The 21,484-nt window shown below is 65.1% G+C and carries 19 protein-coding genes; 12 read left to right on the top strand and 7 right to left on the bottom strand.

Annotation, left to right across the window (positions count from 1 at the left end; genetic code table 11):
- Positions 1-201 precede the first annotated feature (201 nt).
- The 3 genes from ybaL to ACTIFK_RS06045 form a co-directional block, all read right to left on the bottom strand.
- Positions 202-1,908 carry a YbaL family putative K(+) efflux transporter gene (gene ybaL, locus ACTIFK_RS06055; RefSeq protein ID WP_439542156.1) on the bottom strand — a complete coding sequence of 569 codons (1,707 nt, stop codon included), beginning with the start codon at positions 1,906-1,908 and terminating at the stop codon, positions 202-204.
- Positions 1,909-2,133: 225 nt separating this feature from the next.
- Positions 2,134-2,784 carry a ribonuclease HII gene (locus ACTIFK_RS06050; protein WP_439542155.1) on the bottom strand — a complete coding sequence of 217 codons (651 nt, stop codon included), beginning with the start codon at positions 2,782-2,784 and terminating at the stop codon, positions 2,134-2,136.
- Positions 2,785-2,858: 74 nt separating this feature from the next.
- Positions 2,859-3,992 carry a PA0069 family radical SAM protein gene (locus ACTIFK_RS06045; RefSeq protein WP_439542154.1) on the bottom strand — a complete coding sequence of 378 codons (1,134 nt, stop codon included), beginning with the start codon at positions 3,990-3,992 and terminating at the stop codon, positions 2,859-2,861.
- A gap of 122 nt (positions 3,993-4,114) precedes the next feature.
- Here ACTIFK_RS06045 and ACTIFK_RS06040 point away from each other — a divergent pair, with 122 nt between their 5' ends.
- Positions 4,115-4,849 carry a TIGR04283 family arsenosugar biosynthesis glycosyltransferase gene (locus ACTIFK_RS06040; RefSeq protein ID WP_439542153.1) on the top strand — a complete coding sequence of 245 codons (735 nt, stop codon included), beginning with the start codon at positions 4,115-4,117 and terminating at the stop codon, positions 4,847-4,849.
- A gap of 34 nt (positions 4,850-4,883) precedes the next feature.
- On the opposite strand, the gene moaB is transcribed toward ACTIFK_RS06040, so the two are convergent.
- Positions 4,884-5,426, bottom strand: a complete 543-nt coding sequence (gene moaB, locus ACTIFK_RS06035) for a molybdenum cofactor biosynthesis protein B (RefSeq protein ID WP_439542152.1) — start codon at positions 5,424-5,426, stop codon at positions 4,884-4,886.
- 43 nt (positions 5,427-5,469) lie between these two features.
- Positions 5,470-6,450, bottom strand: a complete 981-nt coding sequence (locus tag ACTIFK_RS06030) for a uracil-DNA glycosylase (RefSeq protein WP_439542151.1) — start codon at positions 6,448-6,450, stop codon at positions 5,470-5,472.
- A gap of 137 nt (positions 6,451-6,587) precedes the next feature.
- Here ACTIFK_RS06030 and ACTIFK_RS06025 point away from each other — a divergent pair, with 137 nt between their 5' ends.
- From ACTIFK_RS06025 to ACTIFK_RS06015, 3 genes are all read left to right on the top strand, one after another.
- A complete protein-coding gene (locus ACTIFK_RS06025; protein ID WP_439542150.1) occupies positions 6,588-8,270 on the top strand; it encodes a 4Fe-4S dicluster domain-containing protein in 1,683 nt (560 codons plus the stop codon).
- A gap of 136 nt (positions 8,271-8,406) precedes the next feature.
- Positions 8,407-10,548: a tetratricopeptide repeat protein gene (locus ACTIFK_RS06020; RefSeq protein ID WP_439542149.1), complete on the top strand. Its 2,142-nt coding sequence runs from the start codon at positions 8,407-8,409 to the stop codon at positions 10,546-10,548.
- 95 nt (positions 10,549-10,643) lie between these two features.
- Positions 10,644-11,534, top strand: a complete 891-nt coding sequence (locus tag ACTIFK_RS06015) for a 4-(cytidine 5'-diphospho)-2-C-methyl-D-erythritol kinase (protein ID WP_439542148.1) — start codon at positions 10,644-10,646, stop codon at positions 11,532-11,534.
- Between the two features lie 24 nt (positions 11,535-11,558).
- On the opposite strand, the gene ACTIFK_RS06010 is transcribed toward ACTIFK_RS06015, so the two are convergent.
- The gene (locus ACTIFK_RS06010; protein WP_439542147.1) at positions 11,559-12,572 is read right to left on the bottom strand and encodes a polyprenyl synthetase family protein; all 1,014 of its coding nucleotides are present in this window, start codon (positions 12,570-12,572) and stop codon (positions 11,559-11,561) included.
- A gap of 110 nt (positions 12,573-12,682) precedes the next feature.
- On the opposite strand from ACTIFK_RS06010, the gene ACTIFK_RS06005 reads away from it, so the two are divergent.
- The 8 genes from ACTIFK_RS06005 (at position 12,683) to ACTIFK_RS05970 (ending at position 20,814) form a co-directional block, all read left to right on the top strand.
- Positions 12,683-13,480, top strand: coding sequence for a tRNA1(Val) (adenine(37)-N6)-methyltransferase (locus ACTIFK_RS06005; protein WP_439542146.1), 798 nt, complete (start codon positions 12,683-12,685; stop codon positions 13,478-13,480).
- 44 nt (positions 13,481-13,524) lie between these two features.
- On the top strand, positions 13,525-14,373 hold the full coding sequence (locus ACTIFK_RS06000) for a S49 family peptidase (protein ID WP_439542145.1): 849 nt from the start codon (positions 13,525-13,527) through the stop codon (positions 14,371-14,373).
- 48 nt (positions 14,374-14,421) lie between these two features.
- The gene (locus tag ACTIFK_RS05995) at positions 14,422-14,613 is read left to right on the top strand and encodes a hypothetical protein (protein WP_439542144.1); all 192 of its coding nucleotides are present in this window, start codon (positions 14,422-14,424) and stop codon (positions 14,611-14,613) included.
- A gap of 147 nt (positions 14,614-14,760) precedes the next feature.
- The gene (locus ACTIFK_RS05990) at positions 14,761-15,408 is read left to right on the top strand and encodes a hypothetical protein (RefSeq protein WP_439542143.1); all 648 of its coding nucleotides are present in this window, start codon (positions 14,761-14,763) and stop codon (positions 15,406-15,408) included.
- Positions 15,409-15,580: 172 nt separating this feature from the next.
- On the top strand, positions 15,581-16,534 hold the full coding sequence (locus ACTIFK_RS05985) for a glycine--tRNA ligase subunit alpha (protein ID WP_439542142.1): 954 nt from the start codon (positions 15,581-15,583) through the stop codon (positions 16,532-16,534).
- Positions 16,531-16,947 (top strand): hypothetical protein, encoded by a 417-nt coding sequence (locus tag ACTIFK_RS05980; RefSeq protein ID WP_439542141.1) that lies wholly within the window; start codon positions 16,531-16,533, stop codon positions 16,945-16,947. Before ACTIFK_RS05985 ends, ACTIFK_RS05980 begins: the two co-directional genes overlap by 4 nt.
- A gap of 273 nt (positions 16,948-17,220) precedes the next feature.
- Positions 17,221-19,389, top strand: coding sequence for a glycine--tRNA ligase subunit beta (glyS, locus tag ACTIFK_RS05975; protein WP_439542140.1), 2,169 nt, complete (start codon positions 17,221-17,223; stop codon positions 19,387-19,389).
- 1,221 nt (positions 19,390-20,610) lie between these two features.
- On the top strand, positions 20,611-20,814 hold the full coding sequence (locus ACTIFK_RS05970) for a hypothetical protein (RefSeq protein ID WP_439542139.1): 204 nt from the start codon (positions 20,611-20,613) through the stop codon (positions 20,812-20,814).
- A gap of 154 nt (positions 20,815-20,968) precedes the next feature.
- Here ACTIFK_RS05970 and ACTIFK_RS05965 read toward each other — a convergent pair whose 3' ends face one another.
- Entirely contained in the window at positions 20,969-21,391 is a 423-nt protein-coding gene (locus ACTIFK_RS05965) for a DUF7282 domain-containing protein (RefSeq protein WP_439542138.1), read from the bottom strand.
- Positions 21,392-21,484: the final 93 nt, after the last annotated feature.

The following is a 21,484-nucleotide window of genomic DNA, read 5'->3' as shown; positions in this document are numbered from 1 at the left end:
TGCAGAAACCGGATGATACGCCCCGCAATCTAAAAATTTATGCGATTGCGATTACTAATTGAATGACGACGGTTAATTATGTGATTCCGGTTTTGCGATTTGCCGATAAATGGATTTCAAACGTCGCGTTTGCCGCAGCGCAGCCCGCGTCCGGCCTCGGTTTGAGCCCGGCTTCGATTTGAGGTTGTGGAGCGCTGGGCTCTACGCGCCGGATGACTTGTGGTAGGCGGCGACGAGCGCGTCCGCGATCGTGTCGGACGAGAGGACGACATGTGTCGCGCCATAGCGGCGCAGATAATCCGCTTCGGCTTCCGATTGGGCGCGGCCGATGATGGGCATGGTCTCGTTCGCGGCGCGGGCCTGCTCGATCACCTGACCGGCCTCGAAGTTGCTCGGAATGGCCACGATCAGGCTTGCTGCCTTGGCTGGATTGGCGGCGTAGAGCAGTGTCGCGGCACTGCCGGCGACACCTTCGATGCCGCGTGCGTGGAGACGTTTGATCTCCTCGTCGCTTTCGTCGATGACGTAGAGCGGCGAGGCGCCGGAAGCCAATGTATCCGTGATGCGCTTGCCGACGCGGCCGATGCCCACCACCACGGTGTGCCCTTCGAGCGCCGTGACGTGCACGGGGGCGTCTTCTTCGTCGGCCTCCTCCGGTGCGTTCGCGGCTTCGGCGGTGCCGTCCTTCTTTTCAAGCCACGGCTTCAGGCGATCCAGTCCAGAGAAGAACGCAGGGTTGACCAGGATCGAGATCAGTGCGCCCGCAAGGATGAGATCGCGGCCCTCGGGGGGAAGCAATTCGAGGCTGACGCCGAGGGCTGCGAGAATGAACGAGAACTCGCCGATTTGTGCGAGGCTCGCGGAAATCGTGAACGCGGTGCCCATTGGATGACCGAAGGCGCGGACGATGGCGAGCGCGGCCAGCGATTTTCCGATGACGATGATCAGCACCGTGGCGATGACGGCCAGCGGCTGCTGAATGATGATGTTCGGATCGAACAGCATGCCGACGGACACGAAGAACAGCACCGCGAACGCGTCGCGCAGCGGAAGGCTTTCATTGGCGGCCTGCTGGGAGAGCTGCGATTCACTCAGCACGAGACCGGCGAAAAATGCGCCGAGCGCGAACGAGACACCGAACAGGTTGGCGGCGATGAAGGCGACGCCGAGCGCGATCGAGAGCACGGCGAGGCGGAACAGTTCGCGCGAGCCGGTGTGGGCCGTGTAGTGCAGGATCCAAGGAATAACGCGGCGGCCAACGACCATCATGATGGCGACGAACGCGGCGACCTTGCCGATCGTGAAGGCGACCGTCGTCAAAAGCTGATTGATGTTGAGCGAGGCGGAGCTGCCGCCATTGGGCTGGCCGTCGGAGTTTCCGCCCAGCAGCGGAGCGATGGCGGGCAATAGAACCAGCGTCAGGACCATCACGAGGTCTTCGACGATCAGCCAGCCAACGGCGATCTGGCCGCGTTCCGTCGTGACAAGCCGGCGCTCCTGCAGGGCGCGGAGCAGCACGACCGTACTCGCGACGGACAGCGCGAGGCCGAAGACGAGACCGCCTCCCGCGGTCCAGCCGAGCGCATGGCCGAGGGCCGCGCCGAGCAGCGTCGCGACCGCGATCTGCACCACGGCGCCTGGGATCGCGATGTTGCGTACGGCCCACAGCTCTTTCATCGAGAAGTGCAGGCCGACGCCGAACATCAGCAGGATGACGCCGATCTCGGCAAGTTCGTTGGCGAGGCCCTGGTCAGCGATGAAGCCCGGCGTGAACGGCCCGATGGCGATGCCGGCGACGAGATAACCGACGAGCGGCGAGATGCGAAGGCGGTGAGCGAGCGCGCCAAAGACGAAGGCAAGCGCGAGGCCTGTGACGATCGTCGCGATGAGCGGCGTGCTGTGAGGCATCGGGCGACGGGATCCATTCGTAATGGAGGAAATCACATTTGTGAGACAACGATCTCAGGCGCGGCCGCAAAACGCAAGGTGCGTGATGTGTGCGGGGTGTCGCGTCAGCTGTCGCACTGTTTCTCAGAGCGTGACAGCCGCGCTGCTGCTCGGAGATTGTGCACGGCCGTTCAATCTGGCGCGCGTGCGCTGCACGGCCTGTAGTAACCCGACAATGGTGCGTGATCAGACCGCTTCGGCTTCCATCAGCCCAAGTGCAAGTTGCACGGGCTTGAACGAGCGGCGATGCTGGGCCGTGAGGCCGAGACGGACGAGGGCGGCGCGATGTTCGGGTGTGCCGTAGCCTTTATGGCGCTCGAAGCCATAACCCGGCATCTCGCGGGCGAGCTCGATCATCATGCGGTCGCGCGTGACCTTGGCGACGATGGAGGCGGCGGCGATCGAAAGGCACTTCGCGTCGCCTTTGACGATGGTGCGGGCCTGACAGGCAAGACGCGGCGCACGGTTGCCATCGATCAGCGCCAGGCGGGGCTTGCAGGCGAGTTTTCCCATCGCCTCGGCCATCGCCCACATGGTGGCGGCGAGAATGTTGTCGCGATCGATGCGGTCGACCTCGCCGACGCCCACGCCGACGGCGAGAGCCGTCTTCATGATGCGCTCGAAGAGGCGTTCGCGATCCACTGGATCGATCACTTTGGAATCGTCGATGCCTTGCGGGATGCGTGCCGGATCCAGCACGACGGCCGCGGCGACGACGGGCCCCGCCCACGGGCCGCGGCCGGCTTCATCGACGCCTGCGATCGGCCCGCCATCGAGCACAAGCTCGGCAGCCTCCAGTTCGAAGGTCGGCACAATTCTCGAATCATCCACCCGCATGGCTGAGCGTTGCGGTGCGGGCGGCTTCTGTCAAAGCCGCCTGTGGATAAATCGGCGGTGCGCGTCACCGGTTGTCAGAGCAACGACATCTGGCCGCCTTTGCGCACGGGTGGCGTGAAGAGATCCAGGCGCAGCGGCTGGCGGCGCTGGTTGAGGCCGAGCCGTTTCATGGCGAGGCGGAAGCGGAGCGCGATCTGATCCGCGTAGGGGCCGCGGCCCTTCTGGCGGACGCCGAACTCGGCGACGTAGTCCGCTCCGCCGTGCATCGAGCGGAGCAGATTGATCACGCGTCCGGCGCGGTCCGGAAACTCGCTTGCGAGCCACTCGCGAAACACATCCTTGAGTTCGAGCGGCAGGCGGAGGAGCACATAACCCGCCTCGGTGGCGCCTGCGTCGCGGGCGGCTTCCAGGATGCGTTCGATTTCGCTGTCGGTGAGGCCGGGCACGATGGGTGCCACCATGACGGAGACTGGTACGCCGGCTTCGGTGAGGCCGCGCACGGCGTCGATGCGTTTCGACGGTGTGCTGGCGCGGGGCTCCATGGCGCGGGCGATGTGGCGGTCCAAGGTCGTGACGGACAGTGCGACCTTAGCCAGCCCGCGCGCGGCCATCCGTGAGAGGATGTCGACATCGCGCAACACGAGCGCGGACTTGGTGACGATCCCGACCGGATGGCCGGTGCGTTCCAGTACTTCGAGGATGGCGCGGGTGATGCAGTGCTCGCGCTCGATGGGCTGATAGGGGTCCGTGTTGGTGCCGAGCGCGATGACCTTCGGGGTGTAGGCCTTGCTAGCCAGCTCTTTCTCCAGCAGCTCGGGCGCATTGGCCTTCGCATAAAGCTTGGTCTCGAAGTCGAGGCCCGCGGAGTGGCCGAGATAGCAATGGCTCGGGCGCGCATAGCAATAGATGCAGCCGTGCTCGCATCCTCGATACGGATTGATCGACTGCTCGAACGAGATATCCGGGCTCTGGTTGCGCGTGATGATCGAGCGCGCCGGCTCGATCGTCACCTCGGTTTTCAGGGCGTCGAGGTCGGCCATGCCGTCCCAGCCGTCGTCGAATGTGGTTCGCCGCTCCGTTTCGAAGCGGCCGGTGTGGTTCGAGCGGGCGCCACGGCCACGCCTGCGCGTCTCGTCGACCAAGCTGCCGGGCAGCGCTTCGGACGGCGGGCGCGGGGGTTTTTCTGAGGCGGATCGGGGCGCTTTCATGCTGGGCGCAGACTACGGCACCAGCAGGAACAAATAAAGAACAAAAACGTTGCGGCGTCCGTGGTCCACTCGACGCGGGTACGGAGTCTTGTTGCACCGGCGCGGGCGTGCCAAGGAAAGGCATGATCTCTGTCATTATTCCAACGCTCAACCATCAGGCGCATCTCGCCGAAACACTTTCGGCGCTGATTCCGGCTGCCGTGGAAGGACTTGTGCGCGAGGTCATCATCGTCGATGGCGGCTCGACCGACCGCACACTCGAGATCGCGGACGGCTCGGGGGCGGATATTGTGACGAGCGAGGCGGGACGCGGCGCCCAACTCAAAGCCGGCGCCGAGCGCGCGCGCCAGCCGTGGCTGCTGTTCCTCAACGCCGACACGCTGCTCGATGCCGGATGGGAACGCGAAGCCAACCTGCACATCGAGCGCGTGACCAGCGGACGGCGTCGCGCATCGGCGGCTTATTTCCAGTTCGGGTTCGATGATGACGGGGCGATGCCGCGCGTGGTCGAACGCCTCGTTGCGCTGCGGACGCGCGTTCTCAAGCTGCCGCATGGCTATCAGGGGCTGCTCATATCGCGGTCGCTGTTCAACGAGGCGGGAGGCTTTCGCAGGTCGCCGGTGCTCGAGGACGTTGACCTCGCGTGGCGGATCGGACGGCGGCGGCTCTCGGGGCTCAATGCGCGCGTGCTCACGATCGGCGAGCGGTTCCGCGCCGAAGGCGCGTTTGCGCGCATGGCGAAAAATCAGCTTCGGCTCGGGCTCTATCTTCTGGGCGTGCCGCTCGAGCGGATCGCCGCGTTTACCGGACGGCGCGAAGAGCAGCCCGACCGCGGAGCCGTGGCGGAACGCGGATAAGGTTCCCGCAAGCCGGTCTCACGGCATTCCTGACTCAAGGCTTGGCGCGGTGCTCCTCGAAGCGCGGCATGATCTCGACGAAATTGCAGGGGCGATGGCGGTTATCGAGCTGCCATTTCAAGATGCCGTGCCAGGCGTCCTTGCAGGCGCCGGTCGAGCCGGGAAGGCAGAAGATCAGCGTTCCCCTGGCGATGCCGCCGCAGGCGCGCGACTGGATCGTCGACGTTCCCACTGTTTCGAAAGACAACTGGTGGAAGAGGATCGCGAAGCCGTCGATCTCTTTCTCGAACAGCGGTTTTACAGCTTCCGGCGTGACATCGCGGCCGGTGAAGCCGGTGCCGCCGGTGGTGATGACGACATCCACGTCCGGGTCGGCGATCCAGCCGGAGACGCGGGTGCGGATCGCCTCAACGTCGTCCTTGACCAGCGCGCGGCCGGCAACGGCATGGCCGGCTTCCGTGATGAGCTCGGCCAGGGTGTTGCCGGACCGGTCCTCGGCGGGCGAGCGCGTGTCGGACATCGTCAGGATGGCGATGCGGACGGGAATGAAGGGCCGGGTCTCGTCGAGGCGGGTCATGGGGAAACATCCTGAAGTGTCGTGGCTTATTTCGTGGGCCGGCTCACAGCGGACTGGATAGCGCGGCCTGGATGGCGAGCAGATCGCGCCAGGCGTGGCGCTTTGCGGCTGGGGTACGCAAAAGGTAAGCCGGATGCAGCGTTGCCATCGTTTTGATCGTGCGTCCGCCGCTCTGGACCTCGCGCCATTTGCCGCGGATGCGCATGATGCCGTCGTCCGTGCCCAGCACCTGTTTCGCCGCCGCGCCACCGAGGAGCAGCATCACGTCGGCGCCGACCAGTTCCATCTGACGTTCGAGGAACGGGCGGCAGACCTGGCTTTCCTGCGGCGTGGGGGGGCGGTTGCCGGGCGGTCGCCAGTAGACGACGTTGGTGATGTGGACGTCCGCTTCCTTGAGATCGATGGCGGCGAGCATCTTGTCGAGAAGCTGGCCGGCGCGGCCGACGAAGGGGCGGCCTTCCAGATCCTCTTCGCGTCCCGGCGCTTCGCCGACGATCATCAGGCGGGCTTGCTGGGCGCCCCGATAGAAGCAGAGCGATTTGGCCGTCGCCTTGAGGCTGCAGCCGTCGAAGGCGCGGAGCGACGCTTCGAGTTCGTCGAGCGAGCGGGCCTCGCGGGCAAGCGCGCGGGCGGCCATTCCAGCCGCATCCGGAGGTGTCGCCGCAAACGCCGGACGCGGTGGCGCAGGCTCGTTGCTGGGCGAGCGCGGCTCGACGGTGGGAGCCGGCCGTAATGGGGCGGGAGGCTGACGAGGTTGAGGAGCGCCGGTCTGGGCGGCGCCGGGCTGCGGCTCCCGAACGTCACGCGGAGCTGCCTCCGACGGATGGTTCGGGTGCGCAGCGGGCGGCTGCGACAACGCGCCGGCCTCGGGCTGTGCGGCCGGAAGCCGGAATCCGGCTCCGGGCGCCGCTTCGCCCCGCTCCAGCCAATTGGTCGGGTCCGCGGCGACGGACGTCTCGACGCCCATCTCCCGGTACCAGTCGAGGAGGGCGGCCGCCTCGCGTGTGTCGATCTCGGATTGCATGGGGCGCACTTTAGCGTTGCGGCGCGCCAATTGCACGCTTCCGGCGTTGCGGCTCAACGGCCGACAATGCTTGACGCATCCGGCATTTGGGACCAAATCGGGCTATGGGCGATGACGTTAACTAGGGACATTATCTGATGGCGAGCGATGAGGCTGGCCTTCCCGAGCGGGAGGCCATGGAGTTCGATGTTGTTATCGTCGGTGCAGGCCCTGCGGGCTTGTCGGCGGCGATCCGCATCAAGCAGCTCGCGGCAGAGACAGGGCAAGAGATTTCGGTTGTCGTGCTCGAAAAGGGCAGCGAGGTCGGCGCGCACATCCTCTCTGGCGCCGTGATCGATCCCAAGGGCCTCGACAAGCTCATTCCCGATTGGCGCGAGCGCGGAGCGCCGCTCACCACGAAGGTGACCGAGGATCGCTTCCTTGTGCTCGGCCCGTCAGGCGACGTGCGGTTGCCGAACATCATGATGCCGCCGCTCATGAACAATCACGGCAATTACATCGGTAGCCTCGGCCTGCTCGTGCGCTGGCTCGGCGAGCAGGCGGCCGAGCTCGGCGTCGAGGTCTATCCCGGGTTCGCGGCGACCGAGGTGCTTTACGACGTGGAGGGCGCGGTCGTCGGCGTTGCCACGGGCGACATGGGGGTCGCGCGCGACGGAACGCCGAAGGACACCTTCCAGCGCGGCATGGAGCTTCGCGGCAAATATACGCTGATCGCGGAGGGCGCGCGCGGGTCGCTGGCGAAGTCGCTGATCTCGCGGTTCGACCTGGCAAGGGACAGTCAGCCGCAGAAATTCGGGATCGGCCTCAAGGAGCTGTGGGAGGTTTCGCCCGAGCAGCATCAGCCGGGATTGGTGCAGCACAGCTTCGGCTGGCCGCTCGACCTGCACACCGGCGGCGGCTCCTTCCTCTATCACTACGGCAAAAACCTCGTCTCGGTGGGTTTCGTCGTTCATCTCAACTACGACAACCCGTATCTCTCGCCGTACGACGAGTTCCAGCGCTTCAAGACGCATCCCGCGATCCGCACGGTGTTCGCGGGCGGCCGGCGCATCTCCTACGGCGCGCGGGCACTGACGGAAGGCGGCTGGCAATCGATCCCGAAGCTTGCCTTCCCGGGCGGCGCGCTGCTCGGGTGCAGCGCGGGCTTCATGAACCTGCCGCGCATCAAGGGCAGCCACAATGCGGTGCTGTCCGGCATTCATGCGGCCGAGGCGGCGGTCGAAGCGTTGGCGGCCGGGCGCGCCTACGATGTGCTCGACGGCTACGAAAAGGCCGTGCGCGCAGGCGATATCGCGAGCGATCTCAAGCGCGTACGGAACGTCAAACCGCTTTGGTCGCGGTTCGGCACGGTGGCGGGCATCGGGCTCGGCGGGCTCGATATGTGGTTACGGACGATCCTGTTCGGCTGGTCGCCGCTCGGCACGCTGGGGCATGGAAAGCGCGACGCCAAGACCTTGCGGAAGGCCAGGAAAGCGACCCCGATCGCCTACGCCAAACCGGACGGCGTGCTGACCTTCGATAAATTGACCAACGTTTCGTTCTCGGCCACCAACCATGAGGAAGACCAGCCGGTCCATCTCAAGCTGGCCGATCCCTCGATCCCGATCGAGGTCAATCTGCCCGAATATGCCGAGCCAGCGCAGCGATACTGCCCGGCGGGCGTCTACGAGGTGGTGCGCGATGACGCCGGCGGCGCTCGTTTTCAGATTAACGCACAGAATTGCGTTCACTGTAAAACGTGCGACATCAAGGATCCGAGCGAAAACATCACCTGGGTCTGCCCGGAAGGCGGCGGCGGACCGAATTATGCCGAGATGTAGGTATTTGGTCCCTTCCGCCGCATGAACCGATGGCGAAATTTTGCTTCGGATCATTGGTGAAGTGGAGTCGCCAACCGGTCGAAAGGTTTGCTACTCTCCCACCACGTCGTGCGGAAAGCCCGGAGAGGATCAAGGAATGAGTGTTCGCCGTGGCCGGTTTGCCATCTTCGCTCCGCTTGTCGCGCTTGGGTTGATCGGCTTGCCCGGTCTCTCCCGCGCCGAGGCGATCGAAACGGGTGAGGCTTTCGACGGGACACGTTCTCTCGTAGGCAGCTATCTCGCCGGGCGCTTTGCCCGGGCCCAGAACGATGCGGAAGAAGCGGCCGATTTCTACCGCAACGCGCTGCTCCACGATCCTGCCAACGAGTTGCTGCTCGAGCAGGCTTTCCAGATCGAAGCGGCGCGCGGAGATTGGCCAAGGGCCTTCAAGCTGGCGGAAGATCTCATCGGCGTGCAGAAGCAGCACCGCATGGCGCAGCTCGCGCTGGCGCTGCGGGACTTCAAGGCGAACGATTGGAAGGATTCCGAGCAGCATTTCAAATCGGCCGGATCGGGCCCGATCGGCGAGCTGACCAGCGCGCTGGCCATCGCCTGGGTGCATGTCTCCCACAATGAAATGACGGAGGCGCTCGCCAGCCTCAACCTGCCGAAGCAGGCGGAATGGGCGCAGTTCTTCCTGCGCTATCATCGCGCCCTGATCTCGGACATCGCGGGCAAGCGCAAAGAGGCGCGGGCCGCTTACGATCTTGTTTATGGCCAGGACGGCCGGACGCTGCGCACGGCGCTCGCGTTCGCTCGCCACGCCGCGATCGCGGGAGACCGCAAGAAGGCGTTGTCGATCATCGATACACACATCGCCAAGTCGCAGGGTGACGGGCATCCGCTGCTCAGGAGCCTGCGCGCCGCGGTCGAGTCCGGCGCGACGATCAAGCCGATCGTGACGACGGCCTCCGAAGGCATGGCCGAAGTGTTCTACGGCCTCGGCGAAGCCCTGATCGGCGAAGGCGCCGTCGGGGTCGGCGTTCTCTATATGCAGATGGCGCTGTTCGTGGAGCCCGAGCATCAGTTCGCGCTCGCCGCGCTCGCCAGCGCCTACGAAGGCAACAAGCAGTACGCCGACGCGATCAAGACCTACGAGCGGATCCCCGTGACGAGCCCGCTCACGACGGCGGTCGAGATCCGCAAGGCGTTCAATCTCAATTCGCTCGACAAGGTGGACGAGGCGCGCGAGACGCTTTCCCGTCTGCTCGATACCGACGGCACGGCCGTTCAGCCGAGCCCGGCGCATGAAGCCGCGCAGAAAAACACCGCAACCGCTCCGGTGAGCGAACTGGCGGAACTTGCCGACGGCGACGACGTGCTTCGTCTCGGCGACAAGGGCGACGGCGTGCAGAAACTGCAGGCGGCGCTCTCGGCGCTGGGTTACGAGATCGGCTCCAACGACGGCCGCTTCGGTCCCGGCACGCGAAGCGCCGTAATGGCGTTCCAGAAGAAGAACAAGATCCGCGCCGACGGCGTTGCGGGCCCGGCAACCATCCGCGTCATTGCGGCCGGTGGCAGCGCGGCGCCTGCCACAGTTGCCAGCGCCCCGGCGGCCGTCGAGGCCGAGGCGCGCATGCCGCTCACGGTCAGCGACAAGCTCGAAATCCTGGACGCGCTCGGCAACATCCTTCGCGCCCGCAAGCTCTATGCCGAAGCCATTCCGCAATACGATCAAGCGCTCGCGCTCGTGTCCAAGCCGGAACGGCGCCACTGGGTCTACTACTACGCGCGCGGAACGAGCTATGAGCGGCTGAAGAATTGGAGTGCCGCGGAAGCCGATCTCGAAAAAGCGCTGACGCTCTATCCCGACCAGCCGCTGATCCTCAACTATCTCGGCTATTCGTGGATCGACCAGGGCCGCAATCTCAAGGAAGGCATGTCGCTGATCGAGAAGGCCGTCGCGCTCAAGCCGGAGGACGGCTACATCGTCGACAGTCTCGGCTGGGCGCATTACATGCAAGGCAACTTCGACGACGCCGTGCGCTATCTCGAACGCGCTGTCGAACTCGAGCCCAACGATCCGGTGCTCAACGATCACCTCGGCGATGCGCTGTGGCGCGTCGGCCGCGAGCGTGAGGCGCGGTTCCAGTGGGATCAGGCGCTGACGTTGAAGCCCGCGCCCGAGGACGAGAGCAAGATCAAGAAGAAGCTCGAGTCGGGTCTGTCCGCCGCCCTTCCCGCCGGGGACGGCAACGGCAAGCAGGCTACCAAGGTGGGCGAAGCCGAGGCGAAATAGGCGTCGCTCCGGCGCCGCGTCAAACTTCATTCCAATGGCCGGCGGTCCGTTGCGCGGGTCTGCGACGACGTGCGGGTGCGACGTGCGGGCTTGCCATGACTTCCATCCGTGAATTTGCGCCGGCGAAGGTCAATCTCACGCTGCACGTCGCGGGACGGCAGGCGGATGGCTATCATCGCCTCGCCAGCCTGACGACGTTTGCGAGCGTGGGCGACACGCTGACGTTCGAACCGGGGTTGTCCCGGGAGATCGTCGTCTCCGGCCCGTTCGCGTCCGAGCTATCCCGGTCTGGGCTGTCCGGACGGCCGACGACACTCGACGCGGTGTTCGACCTGATCGTCACGGAAGTGCCGGACGTCGCGCTCGGACGCGTTCATCTCGAAAAGAACCTTCCCATCGCCGCCGGACTTGGTGGCGGCTCCGCAGACGCCGCGGCGCTGATCCGCGCGGTCCGGCGCGCGAGCCCGAAGGCCGCGGCCCCGATCGACTGGCCGGCGTTCGCGGCGCGCATCGGAGCCGACGTGCCCGTGTGTCTCGCCTCACGGCCGCTCTGGATGACGGGCGTCGGACATGACCTCGCCGACATTCCGGGCGGGGTCCCGCCGCTCGCGGCCGTGCTCGTCAATCCGCTGGCTCACGTGCCGGACGACAAGACGGCGCGTGTTTTTCGGACGCTCGGTGCTGGGTCCGCACCACACTTAACGCCTCGCGACGCGGTGCCCGCATTTGCCGACAGGGCCGCTCTGCTCGACTTTATGCGCGCGGTCGGCAACGATCTGGAGGACGCTGCGGCGACCGTGGTGCCGGAGATCCGGAAGGTACTGGCGGCGCTCGCGTCCGAACCGGGCGTCGAGCATGCGGCCTTGTCGGGCGCCGGCCCGACCTGCTTCGGTGTTTTTGCCGATGAGGCAGACGCCGCGCGCGCGCGGGGCCGGCTGGCCGCGGCGCATCCCGACTGGTGGGTCGTGGCGGTGACGCTCGGTTGAACGCTTGAGAGCGGAACGCCGCTCTCAGTGCGCGCGTGAGATGCAGAAGTCGATCACGTCCTGCATGGCGCTCTTTTCTCGACTTGGCGGGAAGATCTCCAACGCATCGTGAGCAATGCTGCCGTAGGAGCGCGCGCGTTCGAGGGTCGATTCAATCGTCTTGTGCTTGCGCATGAGAGCGATCGCGTGCTCGAGGTCGCCGTCGCCGAGTTCGCCGGTGACGATGGTGCGGTTCCAGAACTCGCGGTCGCGGCTGGTGCCGCGGCGGAACGAGAGGATGACGGGCAGCGTAATCTTGCCCTCGCGGAAATCGTCGCCGACCGATTTGCCGAGGCTCTTGCTGTCGCCGGAATAGTCGAGGGCGTCATCGACAAGCTGGAAGGCGAGGCCGAGGTTGCGGCCATAGGAGCGCAGCGCGGCCTGCTCGTCCGCCGGTCGCTCCGCGATGGCGCCGCCGACTTCGGATGCCGCGGCGAAGAGCGCCGCCGTTTTCGCATCGATGATTTCGAGATAGGCGTCCTCGGTCGTGGCCGTGTTCTTGGCGGCGGCGAGCTGCATGACCTCGCCCTCGGCGATGGTCGCGGCCGCATTCGACAGGATGCGCAGGACGGGCAGCGAGCCCACCTCGACCAGCATCCGGAAGGCCTGGCCGAGCAAAAAGTCGCCGACCAGCACCGTGGTCTGGTTGCCCCAGATGAGGCGCGCAGTCTTCCGCCCGCGCCGCGTGTCGCTCTCGTCGACGACGTCGTCGTGCAGCAGGGTGGCCGTGTGCATGAATTCGATGGCGGCCGCCGTGGGCACGTGTTTCGGGCCGTCGTAGCCGCACAACTTGGCCGACGCGATGGCCAGCATGGGCCGGAGACGCTTGCCGCCGGAGTTGACGAGGTGATGGGTCAGCTTGGGGATGAGCTCGACGTCGGATACGGCCTTGTCGAGGATGATGCGATTGATCGCCTTCATGTCCTCGGCGACGATCTCGAACAACGGTGCGAGGCCTTTCGGCTCGCGGGCCTCATCCAGGGGGACGACTACTCCCACGGTAAATTCCTTGGTTTGTTGCGGACGTTTCTTGGGGTCTAATGTTCCCGCACCATAGCCAGTGTTTGGCGCTGGTGCATCGAAAAATGAGTTGTCACGAGGCCTTGCATATGTCCGTCAGCGACGACGCCTTTCTTGGCGGCGGGCTCAGAATATTCCAACCACTTCAAGGATATCGCGCGGGGCTCGACGCGGTATTCCTGGCGTCGGCGGTCGTCGATCGCCCGGGCCTGGGCGCGCGTGTTCTGGACGTGGGCGCGGGTGTCGGAACGGCTGGGCTTTGTGTCGCATGGCGATGCGCCGGCGCGCGCGTGGTGCTGATCGAGCGCGAACCGGACCTCGTCGCGCTGGCGCGCCAGAACATCGCGCGAAACGGGCTCGAAAATCGTGTGTCGGTAATTGAAGCAGACGTCGGACGGATCAGCCGTGACGAGCTTGCCGCGCACGGGATCGTGGAAGAGCATTTCGACCATGTGATCGCCAATCCGCCGTTCCATTCGGAAGGCGCCGGGACGGCCGCACGCCACGCCCTCAAGGCCGCGGCGCACGCGATGCCGGAGGCGGGACTTGCCGACTGGGCGCGCTTCATGGCGCGCATGGCGCGGCCGGGCGGGGAGGCGCTCGTGATCCACAAGGCGGACGCCTTGCCGGCGCTCTTGAGTTGTTTCGAAGGACGTTTCGGCGGCCTTTCCGTCCAGCCTCTTCATCCCCAAATGGGTGAGGCGGCGAACAGGGTGATCGTGCGTGGTACAAAAGGGTCCCGTGCGCCGTTCCGTATCGAGGCGGGGCTGGTGCTGCACGACGCCGAGAAGCGCGCCACGGCCGGCGCGGATGGCGTGCTCCGTCGCGGTCTGGCGCTCGACGCGGCCTTTGGTGCTGCAAAGCGAGAGACTGTAACCGGCGGATGACCTTCACGATCTGCACTGATGTGAACTGAGAAAGGAAAGACCGTATGGGTTGGTTCAACCGGGGCGCGGTGGTGCCTGTGCTGAAGTTGTCGGGTGCGATCGGCATGGCGGCGCCGCTCCGGCCGGGGCTCAGCCTCGCGGCGCTCGCTGGTCCCATCGAGCGCGCGTTCTCGATGTCGCGCGCGAAATCGGTGGCGGTCGTCATCAACTCGCCCGGCGGCAGTCCGGTCCAGTCGAGCCTGCTGTTCAAGCGGATGCGCCAGCTTGCCGATGAGAAGGGCAAGAAAATCTATGTGTTCTGCGAGGATGTGGCCGCGTCGGGCGGCTACTACCTCGCTGTTGCGGGCGACGAGATCTACGCCGACCCGTCGTCGATCGTCGGATCGATCGGCGTCATTTCGGCCAGTTTCGGGCTCGACCGCGCCATTGAAAAGCTCGGCATCTCGCGCCGCGTCTATACGGCGGGGACGCACAAGGGCTCGCTCGATCCGTTCCAGCCGGAAAAGCCCGATGACATCGAGCGGCTGAAATCCATTCAGCGCAATGTGCACGACGTCTTCATCGGCGTGGTCAAGGATCGCCGCCTGGGCCGTCTCAGAGGCCCGGACGCGGAGCTCTTCTCGGGCGCGTTCTGGTCCGCATCGGACGCTTTGGAGCTCGGGCTCATCGACGGGATTTCGGACGTGCGGACGAAGATGCGGGAGCTGCACGGGGACAACGTGCGGCTGCGCGTCGTGCCGGTGGAACGCGGCTGGCTCGCCTCGCGTTTCCGGAAGCTGCCTTCGGTATTGGGCGGGCCGGGCCCAGGCTCAGTCTCTGGCAGCCTTGCTTTCGCCGACGATCTGGTGTCGGCTATCGAGATCCGGGCCATGTGGTCGCGTTTCGGACTATGATCGCAGGGCCCCGCTTCGTCATCGGCTCATGAGGAGGTTCATCGCGCCATGCCGCATGTGTTCGCTCTGGTGATCGCCGGTGCCGGGCTCTATGCCGGCCTGAAGTGGGTGTCGCGGCTCGTACAGGGCACGGTGGACAAGCCCACGCCGATGAAAAGCGCGCCGCGTCCCGCGCCGAAGGACCTCGGCACGCTCGACCTCGATCCGCAGTCCGGCGTTTACCGCCCGCGCTCGAAATAGCGTGCCGCACGCAAGGCGATGCCGACTAAGGCTGCCGTTCTGTAGAATGCGGGCTGACTATCAGCTAGCTGTGGATGCGCAGGTTTCGCTGTGGTGTTTGGGTCAGACTTCATCCACTCAGTGCACATGGCCTCTGTGGAGCTGACGATGCGAATTGCCGTTGCTGTCTTGGTGATGGCAGGGTTGACCAGTACTGCCGTCGCAGCCGAACTTGGTGGGGTGCGATTGGGCGCGCCGGTTGCGTCGGTCGCCCTTGAACAAGAGGGATGCGTCCGGGTTGCTTACTTCGACCCTCAACACGGTATGCGGCAGGATTATTTGCGTTTCCCCCTGCAGCAAGCTGAGGCAAAGCTCGGATTGACGCGGGCACGGCGAGACTTCGTCCTCAAGGAGGCGCGGTATAGATGCCCGGATCGCCGCTACTTTACCGTCACATGGGAGCGAAAAGCTCCGCATCGGGTCTTTAGCGTCACGCTGCTTTTCTGCTCTGGCGACGAGCAGAAGGGGGAGGCACTGATCGATCAAAAGTTAGGACGTCCGAATGGTGGTCCCCGGCTCTTCGCAGGCAACGGAGACCTGGGCCTGCCAGTGCAAGCGGATGCGCCCAGCGTGCCGCCTGAGATTTCCGTGCTGGCCTACAAGAATGCGGAGGGCTGCAACGTTCGCGATGTGGGGTCTGCCGCATTGTTCGGTCTGCTGTTCCTCGAGACGGATTTACACAAGGCCGCAGCCGCTCAGCGATCCCAGGAAGAGCGGCGCGCGATCGAGGCAGTCTTGCCGCCGAGCAATCTGTAATCTCTGAGCCGAGACTGCCCGCGCAAGATTGCGACCGGATAGAGGCGGCCGAGTCGTTCGGTGCCGTTCGCGCGTGCTCTCGCTGGCGGTGGGCTGCGCCAAGCGAACCGTGACAGGGCAGCGCGAATGCGTATAGTGCGCGGCTTCAACCCCAAATTCCGGCACACACGCAATGGCAAAGACAGCATCCCGACCGGCCGAGGCCAAATCCTCCGCTGCGCCTCCGTTGCGGCCGAAGGAAAGTTTCCAGGATCTCATCCTGACGCTGCAGCAGTTCTGGGGCGCTCAAGGGTGCGTCGTGCTGCAGCCGTACGATATGGAAGTGGGGGCGGGCACGTTCCACCCCGCAACGACGCTGCGCTCGCTCGGGCCGAAGCCCTGGAGCGCGTGCTACGTGCAGCCGTCGCGGCGGCCGAAGGACGGGCGCTACGGCGAGAATCCGAACCGGCTTCAGCACTACTATCAGTTCCAGGTGATCATGAAGCCGTCACCGGAGAACATCCTCGACCTCTATCTGGCGAGCCTCGATGCGATCGGCATCGATACCAAGGTCAACGACATCCGCTTCGTCGAGGACGATTGGGAGAGCCCGACGCTCGGGGCCTGGGGGCTCGGCTGGGAGGTCTGGTGCAACGGCATGGAGGTGACGCAGTTCACCTATTTCCAGCAGGTCGGCGGCTTCGACTGCAATCCCGTGGCGGGCGAGATTACCTACGGGCTCGAGCGGCTAGCCATGTACGTGCAGGGCGTCGACCGCGTCTTCGACCTCAACTTCAACGGCCGCACCGACGACCGCAAACTGACCTACGGCGACGTTTTTCTGCAGGCAGAACAAGAGTATTCGAGATTCAATTTCGAGCATGCCGATACGGTGCTGCTGCTGCAGCATTTCCGGGATGCCGAGAAGGAATGCAAATCGCTGCTGTCGAAGGGGGCAAATGGCGAAAAGCACCTCTTGGTGTTGCCGGCCTACGACCAGTGCATAAAAGCCTCGCACGTTTTTAATCTGCTCGATGCAAGAGGCGTAATTTCTGTTACGGAGCGGCAGGGGTATATTCTCCGTGTGCGTGAGCTGGCCAAGGCCTGCTGCGCGGCGTGGCTCGAATCCGAGGGAGGACGTTCGTGAACGAGACAGTCATTGGGATCCTTGCGATCGGTGTACCGGCGCTGCTGATCGGCGGCATTCTGTTGGGGCGTTACCGGCCCGTGTTCTGGATGTTCTTTGCGGCGCTCGTCGTCGGGCTTGGCTATCTCACCACCACCGGCGCGGTCGACGACGTCGGCAGGCAGGCCATCGGCTACATCGGAACGCCGCCGCATGCGACGCCCGCCGTAGCACCCGCGCCGGCACCGGCTCCCGAGCCGACTCCATCCGCTGCGCCGGAACCCGCTCCGGCTCCGGCCCCAGAACCGGCCCCGTCGGCTGCACCGGAACCGGCTCCTGCGCCCGCGCCTGAGGCTGCGCCCGCACCTGCTCCGGAGACGCCGGCAGCTCCCGAGACGCCGGCAACCGAGCCTGCGCCCGCTCCGGCGCCGTAAGCGCGACGATCTTTCATTCCGAACCGGGGGCATGCGACCAGCGTGCCCCCTTTTTTTTGTGCCTCGCGGGGGCTTGTGGCGGGTTGCCGGTGGGCGGGGAGGCTCGTATGTCTCTGAATCCACGACCGCCCACCCGGGTCTTTCGAAGTTTGATTGATCGCGAAAGACCCTAGCTCTTTTTTTGTCGTGCTTCTTTGTCGGACACTGTCGCTGGCATGGCTGTGCCATGACCGGTTCCCACTTTTCCGGAAGCACTCTACGAGGCACTCCCCCATGGCCGAACTGTTGCTTGAGCTCTTTTCCGAAGAGATTCCGTCGCGCATGCAGGCGCGCGCCGCGGAGGACCTCAAGCGTCTTGTGACTGAAGGACTGCGCGCCGCCGGGTTGCACATCGGGGAGGCGCACAGCTTCGCGACGCCGCGCCGCCTCACGCTCGCCGTGGAGGACGTGCCGGCCGAGTCGCCTGCGGTCTCCGAGGAGCGCAAGGGGCCGCGCGTGGGTGCGCCCGAACAGGCCGTGGCCGGTTTTCTCAAGGCGGCGGGGCTCGCCTCGCTGGCGGACGCCGAAATCGTCCACGACGAGAAGAAGGGCGACTACTACATCGCGCGGATCGAAAAGCCGGGCCGCGCGGCGGCGGCCATCGTGGCCGATGTCGTATCGGGTGTGCTCGCCAAGTTTCCGTGGCCCAAGTCCATGCGCTGGGGGGCGGACACGTTCCAGTGGATCCGTCCGCTGAAGTCGATCGTGTGCCTCATCGACGGCGCGGTGGTGCCGCTTGAAGTTGCGGGCGTGACGGCGGGCAACGCGACGCGCGGGCATCGCTTCCACGGCAACGCGCTGTTCGAGGTCACGGGCTTCGAGGACTACGCGGAAAAGCTCGCAGGCCACGCGGTGATGCTCAACGCCGAGGAGCGCGCGGAAGAAATCAAGGAGCAGGCGGCGGCGCTGGCGGAGAAGGCCAAGCTCGAACTGATCGAGGACGAGGCGCTGCTGGCGGAGAACGCCGGGCTTACCGAATGGCCGGTGGTGCTCATGGGATCGTTCGACGAAAGCTTCCTCGACGTGCCGGCCGAGTGCCTGACGACGTCGATGAAGATGCATCAGAAGTGCTTCTCGCTGCGCGATCCCAAGACGAAGAAGCTCGCCAACCGTTTTATCCTGGTTTCGAACCTGACGGCGACGGACGGCGGCGCGGAGATCGTGTCCGGCAACGAGAAGGTGATCCGCGCGCGCTTGAGTGACGCCAAGTTCTTCTGGGAGCAGGATCTCAAGCGTCCGCTCGACGAGATGGCCATCGCGCTCGAAGGCATCACGTTCCATGAGAAGCTCGGCACGCAAAAGGAGCGCGTGGAGCGCATCAAGGAGCTGGCGTTCCAGATTGCGGGCGCGGTGGATGCCGATCCGCAGGATGCGCGGCGCGCGGCGGAGCTCTCCAAGGCGGACCTCGTGTCCGGCATGGTCGGCGAGTTCCCCGAGCTGCAGGGGCTGATGGGCCGGTACTACGCCGAGCATGCGGGCGCCAAGCCCGAGATCGCGCGCGCCATCGAGCTGCACTACAAGCCCAAGGGCCCGACCGACATCGTGCCGAAAGAGGACGAGGGCGACGCGGTGGCGATTGCGGTCGCGCTGGCCGACAAGCTCGACACGCTGGTCGGGTTCTGGGCCATCGACGAGAAGCCGACGGGATCAGGCGATCCCTATCAGCTGCGGCGCGCGGCGCTGGGCGTGATCCGGATCGTAATCGAAAACGATCTGCGTGTGCCGCTGATGAAAGTGTTCGAGCAGGCCGCCGCTAGCCCCCTCACCCCAACCCTCTCCCCAGGGGGAGAGGGGGCTCGTCGAGCGCGGGGCACTGGTTCCCTCTCCCCTCGGGGAGAGGGACAGGGTGAGGGGGTGTTCGATCCGGCCTCTCTCAGCAAGGATCTCCTGTCGTTCTTCGCTGATCGGCTCAAGGTCTATCTCAAGGACAAGGGGGCGCGGCACGACCTGATCGACGCCGTCTTCTCGCTGGGCGGGCAGGACGACCTCGCGCTGATCGTGAGGCGCGTCGAAGCGCTGGGCGAGTTCCTCAAGACGGACGACGGCGCGACGCTGCTGGCAGGCGTCAAGCGCGCGTCCAACATCCTCGCCATCGAGGAGAAGAAGGACAAGACGAGCTACACCGGTGGCTACGATCTCAAGCTGCTGCGCGAAAACGAGGAGCTGGCGCTGGCGGCGGCCATCGAGAGCGTCAAGCAGGACACGGTCGCGGCGCTCAACGTCGAGAACTTCAAGGGCGCCATGAACGCGCTCGCGGAGCTGCGGGCGCCTGTGGATGCGTTCTTCGAGAAGGTCACCGTGAACGCGCCCGATCCGGCGCTGCGCGACAACCGTCTCAAACTGCTGTCGGAAATCCGCGCAGCCACGCTGACGGTTGCCGATTTCTCGAAGATTGCCGGGTGATCCCCGCTTGCCATCGTCTTCGATGCGGACGGTTAGGATAACGGCGGCCTCTTGTGTTGCGCCTGGAACCTGCCCCTCACCCCAACCCTCTCCCCGTCAGGACGGGGAGAGGGGGCCCGTCAGGAGCGGGAAGGGCACGAGCCAAACTTCTTCCATAGCCGAAGAGCGTCGGCGCCGATCCCGGCTCGATTGTCATCCTCGGGCTCGCCCTGGGGTTCCCGCCACCCATGTCGATGTGCTCTCGGTACCGGGCGTCAGCCTTCTGGGCGATCCTCTCCGAACAATCGTGGTGTTAGTTGCGCGGATGACGTGCTTCAGAGTCGCTTTTTAGAAATGTCAGGAGAGTGCGCGGTCACTTGCGTGGGTCCCGGCCTGCGCCGGGATGACGGAGTACGGATGAACCGTTTTCAACCCAAACTGTCATCCTACGCCTCGCTCCTAAGACCCAGCGAACTGCATGCAGGCCCGGCGGGAGTGCCGGGGTCAGTCACCTTCGGACCATCCTTGTCGCAGACAACACGGAACGCTTTTCCGGTGATGTCGTGAACGAGGATTTCGGCACCGGGAGACAGTCCCGGCCTGCGCCGGGATGACGGAGCATGGATGAACCGTCTTCAACCCAAACGGTCGTCCTAGGCCTCGTGCCGAGGATCCAGCGAACTGCATGCGACTGGCTCCAGGCTCTCGCGCGCGCTAACGCGAGCCCGAAGGCGTGAGTGTGTCGGCGGCGGCGTGGACGCTGGGCTCTCTCGCGGCGCAAAAGCGAGCGCGAAGAGGCGGTAGGCTGGAACCTCGGGGCGAGCCCGAGACTGGCACGAGGATGACAGAGGGTGCGAGAGATGTTGGCAACGATGACAGTTTGGAGCGAGCGGATCCTCCCCACCACGTCATCCCGGCGTCATGGCGGAGCCATGCTACGCATGGACGGCCGGGACCCACGCAAGTGTCTGCAATCTCTCCACCGATTGGGATTAGCGATCCGAGCTTCGGCAAATCCAAGCACGCCGCCGTTGTCATCCTCTGGCTAGTCCGGAGTTACGCCTTGTGCGCGGCGGGACGGCGTGCGCTGCGTCGTCGTCCCGGTTAAAGGAACCCGTCGGGACGCCACGAATTGGGGAGGCGCCGCGAATTGGCTAGGTATTCGCACGTAGGGCGGGAAGGGCCCGATTCAGGCTAGGCTGAGGCCTTGTTTCGGGGGACGTCGGTTGAAGGGAATAGGTCATGAGCAGCGCCTGCGCGCCGACAAAATTCAGCGTCCATAAAGACGGCAAGTACCACGACGCGACCTACATCGCAGATGGGGAGTCCGTGGCGGTGATCTACTGGGCGCCTCAGGGCGTGGTCCGTCTCCAAGTGCCGTCTGAGGGCTCGACCCCGCCCGAGGAGACCGCACGCGAACTTCTCAGCCAGATGATCCGGCACTAGTCCAAGCAACTGGAAAACCGGCGGCCTTGAGGGGACCGCCGGTTGCTCATGATCGTGCGACTGGCAACTCGTCCGAAAACGGGCTGCGATACATCAAGCGCGATCCGCGACCGCTTTCGCCGCTGGGTTTCAGCAGGTCGCAGACCTTCTTTTCTTACTGCACGGTCACGATCTGCTGGACGGGCCCACGGCCCGCGGTCACGGGCTTGTCGGCCGCGTCGAATGTCGTGTCGTTGTTGCCCTCAGCGTGGAGCATCACGATCAGCTTAGCGCCGGCTTCCGGCTGCTCGGTGAGCGGCACGGAGACCTCCGCATTCTCTCCGGCCTTGACCGGCGCATGGCCGATGACGGCGCCTGGAAGCGTGCCGGTGAAATCCGTGCGGTGGACGACGAGATAGCCATCCTTTTCGGCTGTCACGGACCCGACAGACACCGCGCTCGTCGAAGCCTTGAGGCCGTCGGTGCTGATCATGTTTTCGGCGTGGGCGGCGAGTGCGCCAAGCGTCAGCGCCGATGTCAGCGCGATCACACGTTTCATCATGGTCTTTTGGGTCATCATGATCTTTTGGGACATCATGATCTTTCCTCCTTGATAACGGCGGAGACGGCGCAAGCGCTGGCGGCACCTCGAGGGATGCCGCACGTCTCCTTGCGCTAGAAACGCGCTGGG

This window comes from Hyphomicrobium sp. (assembly GCF_051860585.1).
GTDB lineage: Bacteria > Pseudomonadota > Alphaproteobacteria > Rhizobiales > Hyphomicrobiaceae > Hyphomicrobium_C.
This window is presented reverse-complemented; position numbering and strand designations above follow the sequence as displayed.

Bases quoted from the DNA above. Each gene is read 5' to 3' on its own strand.
- ACTIFK_RS05985 (WP_439542142.1), top strand. From the start codon at position 15,581: ATGGCAAAGACAGCATCCCGACCGGCCGAGGCCAAATCCTCCGCTGCG.
- ACTIFK_RS05995 (WP_439542144.1), top strand. From the start codon at position 14,422: ATGCCGCATGTGTTCGCTCTGGTGATCGCCGGTGCCGGGCTCTATGCC.
- ACTIFK_RS06020 (WP_439542149.1), top strand. From the start codon at position 8,407: ATGAGTGTTCGCCGTGGCCGGTTTGCCATCTTCGCTCCGCTTGTCGCG.
- ybaL (WP_439542156.1), bottom strand. From the start codon at position 1,908: ATGCCTCACAGCACGCCGCTCATCGCGACGATCGTCACAGGCCTCGCG.
- ACTIFK_RS06015 (WP_439542148.1), top strand. From the start codon at position 10,644: ATGACTTCCATCCGTGAATTTGCGCCGGCGAAGGTCAATCTCACGCTG.
- glyS (WP_439542140.1), top strand. From the start codon at position 17,221: ATGGCCGAACTGTTGCTTGAGCTCTTTTCCGAAGAGATTCCGTCGCGC.
- ACTIFK_RS06030 (WP_439542151.1), bottom strand. From the start codon at position 6,450: ATGCAATCCGAGATCGACACACGCGAGGCGGCCGCCCTCCTCGACTGG.
- ACTIFK_RS06040 (WP_439542153.1), top strand. From the start codon at position 4,115: ATGATCTCTGTCATTATTCCAACGCTCAACCATCAGGCGCATCTCGCC.
- ACTIFK_RS06050 (WP_439542155.1), bottom strand. From the start codon at position 2,784: ATGCGGGTGGATGATTCGAGAATTGTGCCGACCTTCGAACTGGAGGCT.
- ACTIFK_RS06005 (WP_439542146.1), top strand. From the start codon at position 12,683: ATGTCCGTCAGCGACGACGCCTTTCTTGGCGGCGGGCTCAGAATATTC.
- moaB (WP_439542152.1), bottom strand. From the start codon at position 5,426: ATGACCCGCCTCGACGAGACCCGGCCCTTCATTCCCGTCCGCATCGCC.
- ACTIFK_RS06000 (WP_439542145.1), top strand. From the start codon at position 13,525: ATGGGTTGGTTCAACCGGGGCGCGGTGGTGCCTGTGCTGAAGTTGTCG.
- ACTIFK_RS06045 (WP_439542154.1), bottom strand. From the start codon at position 3,992: ATGAAAGCGCCCCGATCCGCCTCAGAAAAACCCCCGCGCCCGCCGTCC.
- ACTIFK_RS05965 (WP_439542138.1), bottom strand. From the start codon at position 21,391: ATGATGTCCCAAAAGATCATGATGACCCAAAAGACCATGATGAAACGT.
- ACTIFK_RS06025 (WP_439542150.1), top strand. From the start codon at position 6,588: ATGGCGAGCGATGAGGCTGGCCTTCCCGAGCGGGAGGCCATGGAGTTC.
- ACTIFK_RS05990 (WP_439542143.1), top strand. From the start codon at position 14,761: ATGCGAATTGCCGTTGCTGTCTTGGTGATGGCAGGGTTGACCAGTACT.
- ACTIFK_RS05970 (WP_439542139.1), top strand. From the start codon at position 20,611: ATGAGCAGCGCCTGCGCGCCGACAAAATTCAGCGTCCATAAAGACGGC.